General features: G+C 38.9%; 13 protein-coding genes, 2 tRNA genes and 1 pseudogene. 8 read left to right on the forward strand and 8 right to left on the reverse strand.

Annotation, left to right across the window (positions count from 1 at the left end; all coding sequences use genetic code 11):
• Nucleotides 1-819, reverse strand: an 819-nt coding sequence (locus tag NEOC84_RS09200; RefSeq protein WP_166158468.1) for a DUF6444 domain-containing protein, incomplete at its 3' end; no start/stop codon positions are given.
• Between the two features lie 305 nt (nt 820-1,124).
• Between NEOC84_RS09200 and NEOC84_RS09205 the strand changes: the two genes are divergently transcribed.
• Nucleotides 1,125-1,724: a hypothetical protein gene (locus NEOC84_RS09205; RefSeq protein ID WP_166158471.1), complete on the forward strand. Its 600-nt coding sequence runs from the start codon at nt 1,125-1,127 to the stop codon at nt 1,722-1,724.
• A 149-nt stretch (nt 1,725-1,873) separates the two neighbouring features.
• Nucleotides 1,874-2,251: a hypothetical protein gene (locus NEOC84_RS09210; protein ID WP_166158474.1), complete on the forward strand. Its 378-nt coding sequence runs from the start codon at nt 1,874-1,876 to the stop codon at nt 2,249-2,251.
• Between the two features lie 313 nt (nt 2,252-2,564).
• On the opposite strand, the gene NEOC84_RS09215 is transcribed toward NEOC84_RS09210, so the two are convergent.
• The gene (locus NEOC84_RS09215; protein ID WP_166158477.1) at nt 2,565-4,088 is read right to left on the reverse strand and encodes an Ig domain-containing protein; all 1,524 of its coding nucleotides are present in this window, start codon (nt 4,086-4,088) and stop codon (nt 2,565-2,567) included.
• An 815-nt stretch (nt 4,089-4,903) separates the two neighbouring features.
• Here NEOC84_RS09215 and NEOC84_RS09225 point away from each other — a divergent pair.
• Nucleotides 4,904-6,388, forward strand: a complete 1,485-nt coding sequence (locus NEOC84_RS09225; RefSeq protein WP_166158480.1) for a leucine-rich repeat domain-containing protein — start codon at nt 4,904-4,906, stop codon at nt 6,386-6,388.
• Between the two features lie 163 nt (nt 6,389-6,551).
• Here NEOC84_RS09225 and NEOC84_RS09230 read toward each other — a convergent pair.
• Nucleotides 6,552-6,722, reverse strand: a pseudogene (locus NEOC84_RS09230) (IS701 family transposase); the annotation flags it as partial.
• Nucleotides 6,723-6,736: 14 nt separating this feature from the next.
• Nucleotides 6,737-7,702, reverse strand: coding sequence for an IS701 family transposase (locus NEOC84_RS09235; RefSeq protein WP_166158483.1), 966 nt, complete (start codon nt 7,700-7,702; stop codon nt 6,737-6,739).
• A gap of 566 nt (nt 7,703-8,268) precedes the next feature.
• On the opposite strand from NEOC84_RS09235, the gene NEOC84_RS09240 reads away from it, so the two are divergent.
• The gene (locus NEOC84_RS09240) at nt 8,269-10,575 is read left to right on the forward strand and encodes a leucine-rich repeat domain-containing protein (RefSeq protein ID WP_207391850.1); all 2,307 of its coding nucleotides are present in this window, start codon (nt 8,269-8,271) and stop codon (nt 10,573-10,575) included.
• A gap of 760 nt (nt 10,576-11,335) precedes the next feature.
• On the opposite strand, the gene yidD is transcribed toward NEOC84_RS09240, so the two are convergent.
• From yidD to recO, 4 genes are all read right to left on the reverse strand, one after another.
• Nucleotides 11,336-11,545 (reverse strand): membrane protein insertion efficiency factor YidD, encoded by a 210-nt coding sequence (yidD, locus tag NEOC84_RS09245; protein WP_166158489.1) that lies wholly within the window; start codon nt 11,543-11,545, stop codon nt 11,336-11,338.
• Nucleotides 11,542-12,336: an RMD1 family protein gene (locus NEOC84_RS09250; RefSeq protein WP_166158492.1), complete on the reverse strand. Its 795-nt coding sequence runs from the start codon at nt 12,334-12,336 to the stop codon at nt 11,542-11,544. Before NEOC84_RS09250 ends, yidD begins: the two co-directional genes overlap by 4 nt.
• A 173-nt stretch (nt 12,337-12,509) precedes the next feature.
• Nucleotides 12,510-12,593 (reverse strand) — tRNA-Leu (locus tag NEOC84_RS09255).
• Between the two features lie 126 nt (nt 12,594-12,719).
• Nucleotides 12,720-13,403 carry a DNA repair protein RecO gene (gene recO / locus NEOC84_RS09260; protein ID WP_166158495.1) on the reverse strand — a complete coding sequence of 228 codons (684 nt, stop codon included), beginning with the start codon at nt 13,401-13,403 and terminating at the stop codon, nt 12,720-12,722.
• 87 nt (nt 13,404-13,490) lie between these two features.
• Between recO and NEOC84_RS09265 the strand changes: the two genes are divergently transcribed.
• The 4 genes from NEOC84_RS09265 (at nt 13,491) to NEOC84_RS09280 (ending at nt 16,649) form a co-directional block, all read left to right on the forward strand.
• A tRNA-Arg gene (locus NEOC84_RS09265) sits at nt 13,491-13,563 on the forward strand.
• Between the two features lie 14 nt (nt 13,564-13,577).
• Nucleotides 13,578-14,645, forward strand: coding sequence for a 23S rRNA (adenine(2503)-C(2))-methyltransferase RlmN (gene rlmN / locus NEOC84_RS09270; RefSeq protein WP_166158498.1), 1,068 nt, complete (start codon nt 13,578-13,580; stop codon nt 14,643-14,645).
• Between the two features lie 847 nt (nt 14,646-15,492).
• A complete protein-coding gene (gene raiA / locus NEOC84_RS09275; RefSeq protein ID WP_166158501.1) occupies nt 15,493-16,131 on the forward strand; it encodes a ribosome-associated translation inhibitor RaiA in 639 nt (212 codons plus the stop codon).
• 59 nt (nt 16,132-16,190) lie between these two features.
• Nucleotides 16,191-16,649 carry a type I restriction enzyme HsdR N-terminal domain-containing protein gene (locus NEOC84_RS09280; RefSeq protein WP_166158504.1) on the forward strand — a complete coding sequence of 153 codons (459 nt, stop codon included), beginning with the start codon at nt 16,191-16,193 and terminating at the stop codon, nt 16,647-16,649.
• Nucleotides 16,650-16,655: the final 6 nt, after the last annotated feature.

Genomic DNA, 16,655 nt, shown 5'->3' on the forward strand with positions numbered 1-16,655 from the left:
TAGAGTAGCGCCATTTTGATAGGGTCTTAATGCATAAGCAATCACATTTCCTACACGTAGTACTAGCAAATGTTCGTTAGTAGCGGCATGACGCCAGCTCGTTGCATCTAAATGCAAAGGCTGCTGTGTAGTAATAGCTGCTTTAACGAGTGTTTCATAAGACGAAACAAGTAAGGCAGCGGTGCGAGCTTTAACTTTAGAAATAAGACCTTGGCTTAAAGCCACGTTAGGCAATAAAGCACTAATCATGGTGCGCACGGCCCGGTGCCCTTGACGATATTGTCCCATCAGCAGATTAATGAAGCCTTCAAGCCTAGGACCAAGCAAGAATTGCTCATTCTCTTCAAGTCCAGGCCGTGTTTCTAGATGGCAGCAAGGGCATCTGCTCGTCACTAAATCGATTTGATGCACCAATGGTTTAATTTCAGGAAGCTCGATCTGCTGCCATGAAAAAACCTTATCAGTCGCCTGCATAGCTGAGCGACAATGTGGACAAACTTTTATACTACGAACTTCATGCGAGGTAACTGCACTAGCAGGTAGCAGTTGACGACTAGCACCAGGATGATAAGGTCGATTTCCTGCTTTTGGTGTAATTGAACGATTAGCTTTCTGATCAGTCGATGGTGGCTTAGAACTGTTCTTAGAATTCTGATTAAGCTGTGCTTCCAGCTGGGCAATGCGTGCTTCAAGTTTGGTGATTATCTTTTCTAGTCTATTCACTAAAGCTTTTAGCTGCGCATTTTCAGCTCTTAGCTGAATAATCTCAGCCCTTAGCTCTGCATTCTCTTTAAATAGTTGCTCGTATGAGGGTTGCATACTACTCAATATATGATTAAGTAAATATAAACTCTAGAAATTATTTTATTTATCAGAAAATTATTGGCAACCCCCGTGACCGCTTACGGTAAAAGTTTACTAGGTGACTTGTAATAAATTTTTGTTAACGCATTAGAATGATATAGTTCGATTTCTTCATTACTTGAATGAAAAATAATTAATTTTCTCATTAAAGCAGTTTTTTTTCTTGAAATTAATATTTCTATTCTTTATCTTTTTGTTTTAAAATACCTATTAGGTTAAGTTTAGTAATCAATATTTTTAAAAGATTGAGGGAATAGAATATGGTAGTTCATATAAATATGACAGCATTTACCGATGCCGCAGGGCAAACTTCCAATGTGCTCAATACGGGGGATATTACCTCATTAATCAGCCATATTGACGCCTCTAACGCTACTCTTACAAATAAATTCATCGCTTGTATGCAATGTCTTTCTCAAACGCTTAATAGTGATGGGCCTTTTCAAGGAAAGTGTGAAAGCAATTTAAAGGAAAAAATTTTTGATCTAGCTAAGAAAAAACCTGCCGAGGCGCAAGAAGCCATCAAGGATAGCACGATTAGGTATGATGAGAAGCTTTCTTCTACAATTAAAAAAGTGAAGTATTTATCAGCTGGCGTCTGGAGGATCCCTGGGGGCAACTATGTGAGAAAACTTGGTCATCATATCTTTGAGACCTATGGGAATAATAGGAATTTGGGTACTACCTACCTTTTAGCAGGTGCAACTGTTACCTTTACTCGAGGTGTATCTTCCATATTTGCTTTAAATGCTACCGATGGCGGGCAAGGAGCTGGCAGCGCTGATATGTTCATAGGAACAAGCCTTATGGCCTTTCCCCTAGTAAACTGTTTTATTAAAGCGAGGGGGGATGAACCTTAAAACTTTTGATAGACTGTCTTTACAAAAAAGAATATGATAGTTTTAACTCCAGCGTGTAATGAAAGAGCAATTTCTAGTTTCTTAGCTAAAAAGAATAGAGTTTTGCTCTAATATTTTTATTCATTAACCTATAAAAAAGAGAGGAAATAATGAATTATATTTTTAGTTTATTTACTTCATGTGGAGTCCACTCTTATCAAGAGTATGAGGTCTTAGAAAAAAAAGATGAAGATAGAGGAATAGAAGAACTGCGCCAATGGATAGAGACTCATCCTGTTAATTCTTCCATTAAAATGTTAGAAAGCGCCAAAAAGCTTGATAAGTATACGAATGAATTAATGAAAAGCTTAAAAGAAGTACCTTTGACTAATTCTAACATTGACTTATTGAAAGATCACTTGATTCTTCTTGCTAAGGAAAATGACAGTGTAAGACGAAGATTAATAGACAAAATTTCTAATCTTAAAGGTGAAAAATCTCTCCTCGAAGATTTGCAAGTTAAATTGATTTTTACATGTGCTCATTGAAAATGAGGGGGAAGGGAGTGGGCTAATACTTATAGCCGGCCCATGCCTAAGCAATAATTTAAATGGACAATTTTGTATTGAGGCATAAAAAATCTCTACTTCCCGGCTCTTTCTCAAACCTTCCTATTCTCCTATCTATCCTCTTTTTTTTATTTATCTCTCTCAACTTTTTCATTGTTAGACGGGGCCATAGCAATCAAAAAGATAAGGGCGAGACGCCCCCTGCTAAAGGGGGCGATGCCCATTATTCATTACCCTCTTGCATGCTTTTTTCCAACATTTAATTTTTAGCTTATCAAGCAAAAATTCCTGCTTAAGCTGAATAAAATGTTAGAACAAAGCTTTGGCTAGTTGAACCACAGGGGGTAGTTCCTGTAATGGTTACGGTAAATGTAGGTCCCGATCCTATTGAACTTCCTGTGATTACCCCTGTTGTGGGATTAATGGATGAGCCAGGAGGTAGCCCTGTAGCCGTAAAGGTAAAGGGCTCACCGTTTGGACTAAAAAAATGGCCTGTGGCTTGATTTAAGGTATAGGGCTGACCACTAAGTACAGCCAAATTTACTGGATTCTCCAGGGGGGTGGAGGTAGGCGGAACACAAGGAAAGTCAATGGTAAAAGATTGGCTTAGGCTTGCACAAGCATCACTAGCTGTAGCCGTAATGACGATGTTATATACCTGATTGTCTTGTAAGCCTATTCCTGAGATGAGTCCTGTCGTTGAATTAATACTTGCCCCTGCCGGTAATCCGGAGGCACTAAACGTTAAAGCTCCTCCACTGGGATTGCTAAAATAAGGGCTGATATCAAAGCTATAGAGCTCATTACCTGAAAAGCTAAAATTAGGGATAGGGGAATGATTCAATTCATGGCAGGAGGGAGGCACAATTATTTTCTTTCTTTTTTCTTCCGCAATCGCTAGCACTTCAGGCATATAAACTGCAGGTGCACTCACCCAGCTTGCTAAAGCAGGGTCACAATAGCAGGGAGTGCAGGCGTTGTTATCCATCGGTTTTTGTGTTCCAAAAGCGTAGGTAAGCTCGATACCTGCAGTGGTAAGGTTGGGAAGGTGAGATTTTCCTTGTGTATGCGCGCCAAATAATCCTACGGTCAATCCTGTCCATTCAGGCTGAGACCAGCTTAAACGTACTTTTCCATAATTATAAGGGCGTTTAAATTCGGCTAAAAGATCAAGAAGAAAATGGGAAGCAATTTGTTGTTGATAGCCAAAGCTTGCCCCCAAGCCAGATAGATGTTTTCTAGATCTATATTTTCGACGGTAGCTTACCCTGTCAAAATCTGCATCTACCTGAAAGCGGCCGGAATACCAAGGGGTTATGGTTATCCCTAGGGAGCCTCCATAGCTGCTAGAGCCAGCAATACGGCGCCAGTAAAGAAAATCTTCACATCTCTTAGGCTTTAAATTGTGAGACGTAGCATAAGAGTAATAGGCTGTTGCTTCCACCTTATTGAAAAACTGATGATAAAAATCATGCTGATATTTAGCGCCAAGAGCATATTGATGCATCCAACGTTCTTTTTTTCCGGTAGAAAAACGATAGCCTAATCTTTGTGTTAAATATTCAGCTGAAAGCTTGAATCGATCTTCATGGCTGTAGAGCCAACCTACTGTTCCATTGGCACGATAATTCCTCCTGCCTACTTCTCCAAAAAATGCTATAGCCGTTTCATCGGTGGTAGGACGAGGCGCCAAGGCTAATTTAAAAGTAGGAATCAAGGCGTTTTGGGTTCTTCCTCTAGCATGATCACAGCTTTGGCTGTATAAATGGCTATAAGCTGCCATGATCACCAGCAAAAATGTTAAAAATTTTTTCATTTTTTTATCCCTTATTTTTTTGGAATTTTCCTTTTAGAGTATTTTTGTTTTTGGCGTCAAAGTTTTTTCTTAATAAAAGTTTACTTAACACGAGTTATCGGATAAGAAAGCACTTTAAGTTTGCTTCAATTCTATCTAAGCTCTAAGCCAATTCATTAAACATTTTGCCAAAAATGTTTTAGATAAATCAGAGACAAGGGTCTTGGATCCTCACATCTCCTGGCGCTAGCATATAAGTAAAAATTTTTCCTTTATCATTAACAATTAAATGTAGTTTGAAGCCACAGAAGTGCCTGATAGAGGCTTTTCCTCTTTTGGTTATTTTTTTTTAAACTTGGAAGGGAATGGATGCGACGATTATGGCATACTATCAATAGAATAAAATCGATAAACGAGATGCCTCTATACTCTTTTTAAGCAAGCTTGCGAATAAACAAAAAATGGAACTAAGCATGTTTTCATTAAAGTGATGAACTCATGGTAGGAAAGAACATGCGGAAAATATTTCTTCAGCATTTCCTTATCCGATTTCTCAAATAAGGCAAAGAATCAATTAAGGCAAAGAATCAATCTCATTCTTTTAACCAAACCAAAATTGCCGTGTCACTTAATCCCCAAAACCTGTGGCTGCTCTTAAATGCTTGGAAGGTCTCCCCCCTTTCCTTGAATCTATCTGAAAAAAGCGAGGTAGATTATTTGTGAGCTGTTTTTTATTGACAAGGATACGAATTGGTTTAACTTGCTTTTTTAATTTTTTTATATTATTTTTAAAAAATAAAAATGCTGAGAAAGTTATTATTACCCAAGGAAATAAAATGCATCCTATCTCTTCGACATCTATGGAATGCTTGCCCAACGAATTGCTGTTCCCTATCTTAGAGGCTTGTGTAGTTCCTTCCCTATTTAGCGTCTGTAAAAGATGGCATCACCTGCTGGCTACTGAAGTCATGCCTTCCCTTTATAAGCAAATAGGTAAAGTGCATGTTCCTCAAGGAAATGTTAAGGAGCAGGCTCTTATTTTAGATAAGATTTATAAGCTAGATGAAGAGCATTCTGCGGTAACAAAAGTAAATGCAATCTTTAAACAAATCTTCGCTTTAGCTAGCTCACTTTCTCCTATGGAGTTAGAATTTAAATGGATAACCGAGGAAAAAAGATGTTTTACTCTGGCTAATTATTCCTCTTATCTGATGAATATCAATCGCCTGTTAGTGTGGAAAAAACTTCCTGGCGGAGGGGAATACTTAAATCAAGAAAACATCAAGTATTTGCCTTTACATAAAAAGGGAGAGCTTTTTAAGGAGTGGATTGAAAAATGTGACCAACTTGTTGTAAAATTATATTTAAGCGAGGTTGGCTTGCCCTTTTTATCTTCAGGCAGCGGGCGGCTTACTCAGCTGAAAGAGCTTCACTTAAGCCACAACCAGCTCACCGCTCTGCCTGCAGAAATCGGGCAATTGTCTCAGCTGCAATGGCTTTACTTAAATCAAAACCACCTCACCGCTTTGCCTATAGAAATTGGGCGGCTGTTTAAGCTGCAAGGGCTTGATTTAAGCCAAAACCAGCTCACCGCTCTGCCTGCAGAAATCGGGCAATTAACTCAGCTGCAAGAGCTTAAATTAGATCAAAACCAGCTCACCGCTCTGTCTGCAGAAATCGGGCACTTGACTCAGCTGCAAGAGCTTAAATTAGATCAAAACCAGCTCACCGTTTTGCCTGCAGAAATCGGGCGGCTGTCTAAGCTGCAAGGGCTTGATTTAAGCCAAAACCAGCTCACTGCTCTGCCTGCAGCAATCGGTCAATTGTCTCAGCTGCAATATCTCTACTTAAATCAAAACCAGCTCACCGGTCTGCCTGCAGCAATCGGGCAATTGACTCAGCTGCAAACGCTTGAATTAAATCAAAACCAACTCACTGCTCTGCCTGCAGAAATAAGCCAATTGTCTCAGCTGCAATATCTCTACTTAAATCAAAACCAGCTCACCAGTCTGCCTGCAGAAATCGGGCAATTGTCTCAGCTGCGATGGCTTGATTCAAGCCAAAGCCAGCTCACCAGCCTTCCTGTAGAAATCGGGCAGCTGTCTCAACTAAGAGTGCTTAAATTAAATCAAAACCAGCTCACCGTTTTGCCTGCAGAAATCGGGCGGCTGTCCCAGCTGGAATGGCTTGAATTAAATCGGAACCAGCTCACCAGTCTTCCTGCAGAAATAGGACGGCTGTCTCAGCTGCACACGCTTAAATTAGTGGAAAATCCTTTGAAACATATCGCCGAAAAAATCAGGCAGTGTTTTCGATTGTAGAATGGCCGTAAGTACTTTTTAAGTTGGAGTAGACTAATACTACTTCGTTATGTTTAAGAGGTATCAAAAAATAGCCTTTTGGATGAGTCATGAATAGCTTGGCAAAAAGGGCAAATAGTAATGCAAAATAAGCTGTTAATTAATCTTCTGACTTGAGGCAGAGTCATTGAGATTTTTTTTTATCTTTTGCCTGGTATTTCAGTAAGGTTAAGAAGCTATAAGCCATAAAACATAACGTCAAATGATGATGGAGTCCTAGCCATGACCGCCCCTCAAAGTGATCTAATCCTAGCTCCTCTTTCATCTGCTGATAGCCTTGCTCGATTTTCCATCTCTCATGAATCCATTCTACCATACATGAGAGGGGAGTATCTTTTGAGGCATTGGAAACATAGTATTTATACTGATCGTTTCTTTAACACGTATAGCCATTACTTCACTATGTTTCTTCGATTGAAGGGTAAGTTTTACCTTTTGCCACTTACCTCCTTGCAGGATCAATTTTTTTAACCATTTCTTGGCAGAAAGGGGCTTAAAGTTTCTATCGGCTACTTCTGGATATTTTCTTGGCCTACCTTTAATGTTCTTGGTGGAATTTAAAGAAATATCGATAGGCCAAAAGCTATGATTTTCAGGAATTTGAGCCACAAAGGTTAACTGCCTTTTATCTAATTCTCCCAATAACTCTCGTTTTTCTCCATAACCGGCATCAAAAGCAAGCGCTTCATAGGGAAAATCCTTCTTAAGAATATCATCTAAAAGTTGTAAAGCAAGCTGCCATTTCTTTAAAAACTTGTATCTTGCTTTAGGAACTTTGGCTACCTGCATTCTTTTTTTACTTTTTGTCCAAGATTGAGGAAGGAATAATTCACCTAGGATAGGAAAATGCTCTTTACCTTTTTCACAGTAATGCCACGTGACGATTGATTGACAATTAGCAATTTTTCCTAAAGCTCCACAATACTGCCTGGCTACCCCTACCGAAAACTTTCCCTTCTTGGGTAAAGAAGTGTCGTCTAGAACAAGTACTCCTTTTTTAACCCCCATGCTTTGAGCCATATGCCGTGCCAGTTGTTGTTGCATCGCTGCATGGTCCCAAGGGCTTTGATTGACAAATTGTTGAATGGCTTGTTCATTTCCTCTAGGAAGCCTTTTTGCCATGGGTTCGATAGATTTTCTTTCTCCATCTAATATGAGTCCTGAAATGTATAATCTGCACCAGTGAACTCTTTCTGATCTTCCTAAGTTGGCTTTGAAAACATTAATCCATTCATTAAGTTGTTCGCGAATAGAGTTTAATTGCTCTAGATTCATTGCCCCTCCTTAATTAATAAACCTTACCTACATTAATATCAAAAAGCCACTTAACGAGGTAGTACTAAAATGAAATAAAAAACTTTTAGCCATCTTATCTTTAAAGAAGTAATCCGCTTTCCTTCCCGCAACTTAGTAAGCTTAAACTAGCCGAAACATTTATAACGACAAGAAGTTTCTCTCTTTTTCTGCAGATTGCTAGGCTGGGAGAACAATCTTTCTTGACAGGAAGAAGCTAGGCGTATTGTATTCCATCATACGGTAAAAGAATTAAAGAATTGCACCAAAAAGAGCCATTTTCTCAAATAAGGCAAAGAATCCATCGCATTCTTTCAGCCAAACTAAAATTGCCGCGTCACTTAATCGCAAAAACCTGTGGCTGCTCCTAAATGCTTAGAAGGTCTCCACCTTTTCCTTGGATCTATCTGAAAAAAAAGTGGTGTAGGTCATCGGTGAGTTGTTTTTCATGGATAAGGATACAAATTCGTTTGACTTGCTTTTTTAATTTTTTTATATTGCCTTTAATAAATAAAATACTGAAAAGTTATCACTACCCAAGGAATAAAATGCCTCCTATCTCTTCGGCATCTATTGAAAGCTTGCCAAATGAATTGCTACTCCCTATCTTAGAGGCTTGCGTAGTTCCTTCCTTATTTAGCGTCTGTAAAAGATGGCATCATCTGCTGGCTACTGAAGTCATGCCTCCTCTTTATAAGCAAATAGGTAAAGTGCATGTTCCTCAAGGAAATGTTAAGGAGCAGGCTCTTATTGTAGATAGGATTTATAAGCTAGAAGAAAAGCTTTCTGAAGTAGTAAAGGTAAATGCAATCTGTAGGCAAATCTTTACTTTAGCCAAGTCTTTTTCTCCTCTAGAATTTATAGAGAAAACAGAAGAAAACAGAGGTTTAACGCTGGCCAATTACTCTTCTTATTTTGTAAATATTAATCGCCTTTTACTTTGGAAAAAACTTCCTGGTGGGAAAGAATACTTGAGCCGAGAAGAAATTAAACACTTGCCTCTAGGAAAAAAAGGAGAGCTTCTTAGAGATTGGATTGAAGAAAATTGTAAAAACATCGCGGCTTTAGATTTATCTAGAGTAGGCTTGACTTATTTACCTTCAGAAATATGCCAGTTATCTCAGCTGAAAACGCTTGACTTAAGCCAAAACCACCTCACCAGTCTGCCTGCAGAAATCAGGCAACTGCCTCAGCTGCAAGTGCTTAACTTAAATCAAAACCAGTTCACCAGTCTGCCTGCAGAGATCGGTCAATTGTCTCAGCTGCAATATCTTTACTTAAATCAAAACCAACTCACCGCTTTGCCTGCAGAAATCGGGCAGCTGTCTCAGCTGAAAACGCTTGACTTAAACCAAAACCAACTCACCAGTCTGCCTGGAGAAATTGGGCAACTGTTTCAGCTACGAGCGCTTGACTTAAATCAAAACCAGCTCACCAGTCTGCTTGGAGAAATCGGGCAACTGTTTCAGCTGCAAAGGCTTTACTTAAATCAAAACCAGCTCACCGCTCTGCCTGCAGAGATCGGTCAATTGTCTCAGCTGCAAAGGCTTTACTTAAATCAAAACCAGCTCACCACTCTGCCTGCAGAAATTGGGCAACTGTTTCAGCTACAATGGCTTGACTTAAATCAAAACCAGCTCACCAGTCTGCCTGGAGAAATTGGGCAACTGTTTCAGCTGAAAGAGCTTAATTTAAGAGAAAACCAGCTCACCAGCCTGCCTACAGAAATTGGGCAGCTGCCTCAGCTACAATGGCTTAACTTAAATCAAAACCAGCTCACCAGTCTTCCTGCAGAAATCGGGCAATTGTCTCAGCTGCAAAGGCTTTACTTAAATCAAAACCAGCTCACCAGTCTGCCTAAAAAAATCGGGCAGCTGTCTAAGCTGCAAAGGCTTAACTTAAATCAAAACCAGCTCACCAGTCTACCTACAGAAATGGGGCAATTGTCTCAGCTGAAAGAGCTTAATTTAAGAGAAAACCAGCTCACCGCTCTGCCTGCAGAAATCGGGCGGCTGTCTAAGCTGCAAGAGCTTGAATTAAATCAAAACCAGCTCACCAGTCTGCCTGCAGAGATTGGTCAATTGTCTCAGCTGCAATATCTTTACTTAAATCAGAACCAACTCACCGCTCTGCCTGCAGAAATCGGGCGGCTGTCTAAGTTGCAATCGCTTAGCTTAAGTCAAAACCAACTCACCAGTCTGCCTGGAGAAATTGGGCAACTGTTTCAGCTGAAAGAGCTTAATTTAAGAGGAAACCAGCTCACCAGTCTACCTACAGAAATCGGGCAGTTGTCTCAGCTAAAAGTGCTTTACTTAAATCAAAACCAACTCACCAGCCTGCCTGCAGAAATATGCCAGTTATCTCAGCTGCAAACGCTTGAATTAAGAGAAAACCAGCTCACCAGCCTGCCTGCAGAAATCGGGCAACTGTTTCAGCTACGAGCGCTTTACTTAAATCAAAACCAGCTCACCAGTCTTCCTGCAGAAATCGGGCAGCTGTCTAAGCTACAGACGTTTAAATTAAATCAAAACCAGCTCACCAGTCTGCCTGCAGAGATCGGTCAATTGTCTCAGCTGCAATGGCTTTACTTAAATCAAAACCACCTCACCGCTTTGCCTATAGAAATTGGGCGGCTGTTTAAGCTGCAAGGGCTTGATTTAAGCCAAAACCAACTCACCGCTCTGCCTACAGAAATCGGGCAACTGTTTCAGCTGGAACGGCTTGAATTAAATCAAAACCAGCTCGCCGCTCTACCTGTAGAAATCGAACAGCTCTCTAAGCTTCGCAATCTTGAATTAGCGGAAAATCCTTTGAAAGATATCGTAGAAGTAATAAGGCAGCGTTTTCAATTGTAGAATGGCCGTAAGTGCTTTTTAAGGGGGGGGAGCTAAAATGAAATAAAAACTTTTAGCCATCTTATCTTTAAACAAGTAATCCGCTTTTCTTCCAGCAACTAAGCAAGATTAAATTAAGCTACACATTATAACGACAAGGAGTTTTTCTCTTTTTCTGCAAGGTGTTATGGCTGGGATAACAACGTTTCTTGGCAGGAGGAAGCTAGGCGTTAATTACGTAATCACAAGCTAAGAAATTAGCGCTTAGCATAAAAAGTTAAGGATCGAAAAGCAGGGGAAAATTTAGGGATAGAAAGAGCTAAATATTATCACTCTAATTTAAGAACATAGGGGAATGATAAAATTCCCACTGAGGGCAAAGTTTATTAGAAAAAGTAGGAAGTAAAATAATTTATAATTAAAGGCGACTTGCTTTTGTTTTAGCCGCTTAAGGTGTATTTTGAATCAGCTCTAAACAGTAAAAGATTAACAAAAGGCTAGGGAGAAATTTTGGATTCTTAGCTCCTTTTGTGAAGAGGTGTAGGTTACTTAGCTTAAAATTTTCATGATCTGGTTTTCTTCTTTTCTAGCAAATTCATGCATATTCACAACTGTTTTGCAGAATGATTGAGAAGATTTTTCCGCTTTTTAAAAGTTAGGAGCCTTTAAGGATTAAAAGAAGTTAGCCTAATAAAAAGAGCTTTAAAGAATTAACCAGGCATAAATAAGATGTAGGGCTATAGATTTTACTTTATTAAATTGGCAGAAGAGTAAATACCTTTTAAGGCACTTCATCTCTTCCCCCTAGGTGGCGAGGATTGCAGCGGCAAATACGTTTGATAGCTAGCCATGTTCCTCGGCATACTCCATGCTTTTCAATAGCTTGTAAGGTATAGTTAGAGCAAGAAGGTGTAAAGCGGCAGCTGGACCCTAGGAGAGGACTGATGGTCCATTGGTAAAGGCGGATGATTAGAATAAATAAAAACTTCATAAAATTCTAAATACATCTTTTAATAGATTTAGCACCACTTCAATAATGATAAGCCAGATAATTGTCCATTCAAGGCGACTAGAATGTTGATGATTAAGCTCAGAGCCTAGCATTTGAAAAAGCTCATGGACTACATCTAAACGCTGATTAAGCACTTCCACGCGGCTTTCGATATCTAAATAATTCGCGACCATCGTATACAAGGGCTCAAGCTCGGGATATTCCCAAAAAAATTCTGGCGTATCTAGCACATCTGCATGTAAATTGATAGAGTTGCGTGCAATAAATAGCTCCCCCATCTTTTTGCGGATAGCTTTTTTAGAATAAGAAATTTTTCCTTTGCTAGCTAAGTCTTCAGGAATATGTTTAGATTGATTAAAGGTTGCTTGAATAGCGTTTTCAAACGTTCCTAACTTAACAGATTGAGCTAGTCCATGCGAGATAGCCAGCTTGGTAAGCATTTCTTGATTGGGTAAAATAATTTCATCTTCTAAAATTCTAGGTGCTTCCCCATAAAGGTAAGTGAACTCATCGGTCTCAATATCATCAGAATGCTTTTCTTCGTAGGGTTGTACAAGCTTAAGCATTTCGCCTTCTATTTCCTTGGGTAAACCCCAACAAACCACAGCTCCATAGGAAAAGAAGAAAACATCGCCGGATGGAAGATTGGGAAGAGGAATAGAACAGTGGACAGCATCGCGATAAGAGGCCGAAGGAAAACGTTGGCGAAGAATTTCGTAAAAAAGCTTTATTTTATAAGAAGCAGCAGTGCAATAGGCACGACAATCCATGAAAGAATCGAGAGTTGATTAAAAAAGCTAACAATAGAGGATTAAACCATAAATGTCTAGTTTTTGAATACATCTCCTAGATAAAATAGAGGATAAAAAAAGAGCTTATTTAGAAATATGATAACTGAAAAACTTGCTATTAGATCGGAGAAAGGGAGGGCCAAAAGCTTGATTGCGAAAGAGGGGACTTGAACCCCTACGAGATTTCTCTCACTACCACCTCAAAGTAGCGCGTATACCAATTCCGCCACTTTCGCTTAAAATTGAAGAAGACAAAATATAACAAACTCACCTTTATACGGGCAAGAATAAAATTGAAATTCTAAAAAGGAAAAGCATGTGCGTGGGAAGTAATAGAAAAAAGCAGGCAAATAGGAAACAATTCAATGCTGCACAAGAATTTTAAATAGCTGATGAGCTTTATAGGGCAAATGCTCAGGGATGCAAATAGTATTAAGCTGGCTAAAAGAAGAACAGGCAGCCAGCTGCATCCAAGCTAAAGTTTCATCTTCATTAAAAAGCAAGGCACCTGCAGGCGTATGCCTGGCACAGAAATGTTCTCCTTGCCAAATGTAAAGAGATTGAAGGGGATTTTGACAAACAGAGCATTGCAAATGGGTATTGGCTACCCCTTCATTTTTAAGAATTTTTAGTATAAAGCTTAGCTCTAAAGCGGATAGATTGGTTGTAAAAGGAATTTTTTCTAGATAGGTGATCAATTGCTTATAAAGTTTAGGGGCAGGCTTATGCAAGGGCTGAGAATCTATAACGGTGTTAATCATCCGTCCAGCACTTTCTAATAAGCTATAATCTCTACGTAATTTTAAATAATAATTATAGATAATAATTTCTCTACATTTCCAAATCTCTCCTTTTGTTTCGCTATAGGTAAATTCACCTTGCATAAGAGGAGAAATTTTAACCCGTGGAGAAGTTTTCGAAGGTTTTTTTATTTTGAAGATCCATTTTACTATTCCTTTATCAGGGGTAAAAACAGTCATGATTTGGTCATATTCGCGAAAATCAATGACTTTAAGGATCAAACCTTGCGTATGAGAAATTTGCATGCAACGGCCAATTTTAGGTTTAAAAAAAGAAGCTTCTACGCTAGAATGCTATTTTCGTGATTCTTTCTATAATCTTGCAAGCTAAATGCACCGATAGCTCAATGGATAGAGTACCCGGCTTCGAACCGGGTGGTTAGAGGTTCGAGCCCTCTTCGGTGCACATTTTTCCAAGGTATGAATTCAAAAGTTAATCTTTTAAGCTATACTCATCACTCTTTTTGCAATTTTATCGCAGCAGAATTAGGCAAAGGTTATCTACATGCCGGTCTAATTTATGAAGAATTTTATCGTACAGGCACAGTCTCTGGTCATCATCCAGCTTTTCATAACGCCTCCAGGCTTTTAAGAGAAATCCTATTAAGAGTCGACCTTTCTTTGCCTTTAGTGCCTGTAGAAAAAGATGACGGAGAAACGAAAAAATTTCTTCTTAAAACCCTGGATGACCTTGAGGTTGAGGCGGTGTTAATTCCTATGCAGGCGGGAGGAACACTGTGTATCTCTTCGCAGGTGGGATGTCGCAGGGGCTGTACATTTTGTGAGACTGGCCGGATGGGATTACTGCGTAATTTAAAAGTAGAAGAGATTATCGGCCAAGTTTTTGTGGTTCGCCATGTACTAGGGTATCCTATACGTAATATCGTCTTTATGGGAATGGGAGAGCCTTTTGATAATTATGAAAACGTTACGCAAGCTACCCATATATTAATGGATCCTAAAGGCTTAGGGTTTGGACGTAATCATTTGACTATCTCCACTAGCGGGGTGATCGAAGGGATCCATAAGTTCACTCATAGTCCCGGGCCTAAGCCTCATCTGGCCGTATCGATCAATGCTCCTACGGATGCAATTCGCCAACGTTTAATGCCTATCAACCGTAAGCATGATATGCAACAACTTTATCAAGCGATGCGTGAATACAATGAAGTCACAGGATTAAAAATTCTTACCGCTTATGTACTCATTAAGGATGTAAACGATTCTTTAGAACATGCAGAACGTTTAGCAGATTACCTTAAAGGCCTTCATGTTAAAATTAACCTTATCCCTTATAATCCCCAAACAGGTGATCGTTTTGCCCGACCTACTGAAGAGAATGTTAAAGCTTTTCGTCAGCATTTGCGCTTACAAGGCTATCAAACTCTCCTTAGAGCAACAAAGGGTAAGGACATTATGGCAGCCTGCGGACAGCTAGGGAATATAAAGCTGCGTGCCCAATTGAAAAAGAATTTAGAGGCAGTATAAAACTTCTAACGGTAAAGCTATTAGATAAATGATATCTTTTACCTCATTAGCTCCGCCTGACTTCCTCTGTCCTTAAAGGTTAGAGATCCTCTGAAAATTTTTTTTTATTTGGCCTCTCTCTCGTTTTTTTAATAGCCTAAAGATATTTGAGTGGATTGAAGAGTTCAATGAATTCGTGTGGTGATTTTTCGAGGGGAAATCAAGAAACTTTAAATCCCTTACAAGAAGAAAAGTTTATGAAATAGGAAATAATAGCCAGTGAATAAGCTTTGGGATGGCATTTTTCTAGCACAAAGAAGTACCCTTAAAAGCTAAACCTTTCCTTAAAGGCAGGTTTCCATTAAGTAGGAGCTTGCTTAAAGAGCTGTTCAAAAAGGTATTTTATTTGTGGAATAGGGCTTAAAAAAAGCGTTAACGATTGATGGGCTTTTTTTGGCATAAAGCAAGGTTAGATGCACAGCTAGGGTTTTAAAAATGGCCAAGGCGGTAGGTAAAAGCTAAAAACCTTTTTTAACGATGTTTGCTAGGAAAGGGAAAATTTTTTGGGTGTTAGGGGCCTAAAATTTGGCTATTTTCGCTGTTTTAATAGAACATTTTTCATAAAGTTTAAAAGCCTTTAGCCTTGAAGGTAATAACCTTTGTAAAGGCCTATCTAGGACCTTAGGGTCTAGCTATAAATTCAAACCGGAGAGGCTAAGGGCCTAGAGAAATAAAAGTTGTATCTGCTGGTGCAGCTATTTTCAAAAGATATGCTTTGTTCTCTTTACCCATTACTAGATTTTTTTGTATAATAGGAGCTAATAGGAACTTAAATTTCCTATCTCAAATCCATAAAATCGAGGTTTCTATGAGCCGCAAATCTAAAGCTGCTGAATTTGTTGATGAAGAGTATAGCTTAACTATTAATGGACGAAATGTACAAGTGACCGAGGCCATGGAAGGCTATATCAAAGACAAGCTTTCTAAAATTGAAAAATACGATATACCTATTATAGATATAACGATAACAATGGATATTCAAAGGTTTGAGCATCATGTCAACCTTCTCGTTAAGCTGAACCATATACTCATTAAAAGTTCAGCGGTCACTGATGATATGTATGCCTCTATTGATAAAGCAGTGGATAAAATTCAAACGCAACTTAAAAAATATAAGCAAAAAATCAAAGATCATCATGCTAAGCCTCTTGAAATGGTGGATATGGCTGTTAATGTTTTACGCCCTTTAAAGGAAGTCGAAGCAGCAGAAATTAACGAAGAGATTGAAGCTGAAAATGCATCCCAGAGGGATAAAGAATATCGTCCTCATCATATCGTTAAACAAGAAAAAAAGCCTCTTAAATATTTAACTTTAGATGAAGCTATCATGAAAATGGAGCTATCGGGAGAGGTTTTTCTTCTTTTTCGTAATGAAGTCGATCGTAAGTTAAACGTTATTTATCGCCGTGAAGACGGAGATTATGATCTTCTCATGCCTGAAGGATAATTAAATAATGCTTCAAAAGTTCATAACCTCAAGCTTATGGATTTTTGGAGCTTCTTATTATGGAGAAAGAAGAAAAGCAAAAAATTTATTGTGCCATCCGTAAGAACTGGCTAATAGCTACTCCTGAAGAGCTTGTTCGCCAGCAGGCAATCCAGCTTTTAATCCAGCATTTAGGATTTCCTAGTTCCTGTATTGTAGTAGAGAAAGAGCTGCAGTCTTTACCTCATATGAAAATATCTACCTCTCTTTTACCCGAAAGGCGAGCGGATATTATTTGTTATCTCCCTAAAGAAAACAGCCTACATCCTTTGTTGCTCATTGAATGTAAGGCAGTTCCCCTCACTTCTAAAGAGATCCTTCAAGTCATAGGTTATAACCGCTTTATCAAAGCTTCTTTTATAGCGTTAATTAATCAAACTGAGCACAAGCTAGGTTGGTTTGATCCCGAGTTATCTGATTATCAATTTGTTAATTATTTACCTTTTTATTATGATTTAGTTAATTCTTTAATTAATTGATTAATA

Source organism: Neochlamydia sp. AcF84 (assembly GCF_011087585.1).
Classification (GTDB): domain Bacteria; phylum Chlamydiota; class Chlamydiia; order Chlamydiales; family Parachlamydiaceae; genus Neochlamydia.